Origin of the sequence: Halobiforma nitratireducens JCM 10879, assembly GCF_000337895.1 — an archaeon.
GTDB lineage: Archaea > Halobacteriota > Halobacteria > Halobacteriales > Natrialbaceae > Natronobacterium > Natronobacterium nitratireducens.
The window spans coordinates 1-2,183 of the sequence record NZ_AOMA01000043.1 but is presented as its reverse complement, the minus strand read 5'-3'; the positions used below and the strand labels follow the sequence as shown (position 1 = coordinate 2,183).

At 64.7% G+C, this 2,183-nt stretch carries 2 protein-coding genes; both read right to left on the bottom strand.

The features are described 5' to 3' along the window. Positions 1–13 precede the first annotated feature (13 nt). On the bottom strand, positions 14–1,648 hold the full coding sequence (locus C446_RS03160; protein WP_006671616.1) for a PAS domain-containing sensor histidine kinase: 1,635 nt from the start codon (positions 1,646–1,648) through the stop codon (positions 14–16). Positions 1,649–1,791: 143 nt separating this feature from the next. Continuing rightward, positions 1,792–2,130 (bottom strand): hypothetical protein, encoded by a 339-nt coding sequence (locus C446_RS03155; RefSeq protein WP_006671615.1) that lies wholly within the window; start codon positions 2,128–2,130, stop codon positions 1,792–1,794. Positions 2,131–2,183 lie beyond the last annotated feature (53 nt).

Genomic DNA, 2,183 nt, shown 5'->3' with positions numbered 1-2,183 from the left:
GTCGTGAGACCGGTCAGGACCGGCCGCTACCCGTCTCGATTTCGAACCGGGCACCGTCGGTCGCCGCGCTGTCACTGTCGGTGACGGTGATCTCCCACCCGTGGGCGTCGATCACTTCGGAGACGATCGCGAGACCGAGCCCGGTTCCGCCGTCACCGGAGTGACCCGGTTCGAAGACGAGGTCGCGTTCGTCCGGCGGGATGCCGGGACCGTCGTCCTCGACGGCGAACCCCGGCCCGTCCTCGAGGTCACGAACTCGAACGGTCACCGTCGTCCCCCCGTGGCTGACGGCGTTTTTAAACAGGTTCTCGAACAACTGCTGGAGCGAGTGGCGGTCCGCCATCACGGCAGCGTCGGTCTCGATGGCCAGCGTCGCCGTCCCCGGTGTGACCGACGACCAGACCGATCGTGCCGCCCTCTCGAGGGAGACGCGTTCGATCTCCTCGACGAGGTCGTCGCCGTGGGCCCACGTCGAGAGACCCTCGATCAACGCTTCCATCCGCTCGTGGGCCTCACAGACGCTGTCGAGATGTGCGTTTCGGACGACCCGATCCTCCTCGTCCCGTGCGAGGTCGAGATAGCCCTGCGCCGTCGTCAGCGGCGTCCGGAAATCGTGGCTCACGAACCGTGCGAAGTTGTCGAGTCGTTCGTTCTGGCGCTCGAGTGCGGCCTGGCGCTCGATCCGCTCGATCGCCGTCAACATCGCAGTGACGAGCAGTTCCGCGTGTCTGCGGTCGTGCTCGTCGAAGGACCCGGTTTCGGTTGCGATCCCCTGGAAGATACCCCAGTCGCCGATGGGGACGGTCACCGCCGAGCGGATGACGTCGTCGGTCGGCTCGCTGCTCTCGTCTTCCCGGACATCGTCGACGATACACCCCTCACCGGTACGGTACACCCGGCCGGCGATCCCTTCGTCGGTCGTGAACGGCCGATCGCCGACCTCTAGCGGGCCCGTCTCCGAGATCGCACGTATTTCGAAGTCACGCGGTTCGTCGATCCCGTCGCCCCGGTCGGCGTCCTCGGCGGGTGCCGCGAGCGTACACCAGTCGAACCCGAGGATAGTCACGGCCGTCTCGATCACGATCCGGTAACACTCCGCGGTCGATTCGGCGGCGTAGAGCCGGTTGGTCGAGTCGTGGAGTCGCTCGAGGTCGGCGTTCAACTGCTCGAGGTCGCGCTCGCGGCGCTTGCGTTCGGTAACGTTTCGGAGGGTGAGCACCTGTCCATCGATCGAGGTCGGATCGGGGTCAGGGCCGGAATCGGAGTCGGAGTCGGAGTCGGAGTCGGAGTCCGGGTCGGGGTGGGTGTCGAAATCCGATTCGACCTCGGTCGCCTCGAGCCAGAGCCGCGTTCCGTCCGGACGGACGACGCGAAACTCGATCCGTGACGAGGGAGGAGACGGGCAACGAACGCTCGAGTTCGGCCCCACGGAGTCGAGCCGTTCCCCCACCCGCTCCCGGTCGACCGGCGCGATCCACTCGAGCAGTCGGTCGCCGACGAGGTCGTCGGGCACGTCCCCGAACACCCGCTCGCTCGCTGGGCTCGCGTACCGAACCCGTCCCTCGTCGTCCAGCAGGAGGACGACTTCGCGTACGTGCTCGAGGACAGTCCGAAACTCGTCCGCCGTCGGGGCGTCGTCAGTCACCATCAGTGACCTCCGCCGATGGGCTCGTCGGGACTGTTGGTTTGATTGCTATTCACGAGATATGATACCACATTCCCTGTCGTGATAATAGCATTTCGGTTACCAGAGACGATACCCGGAGAACCGGTGGTGTTTTGACGGTCCGTTCAAACCGACTCGTCCGGCTCGTGGCGCTCGCGCATACGCTTTGCCTCGCTCGCGTACCGCTCTCCCGTCTCGTCGTCGTCGACCGGTGTCAGTCGATCGGGTTCGACCTCGAGGGCGGCCGTGACCGTCGGCGCGTTCCGTGCACCGAATCGGTTGTATGCCCACTCTTTCGTGAGCCGATACTCCCCGTCGGTCGTTGCGTACGTAATTACCATGATGTTCGGCGAATCCGCCGAAAACGTTCGCTCGACCATCCAGACGCGAATCTGCTCTGGCTCGTCGGCCTCGTCGACACTCGCTGCGTTCGATTCGACATCGGGTGACGATACATCGGTCATACCGTTATAGCCCGTTGCATGTGCAAAATTAGTTGATGCTTGGTACCCGGATG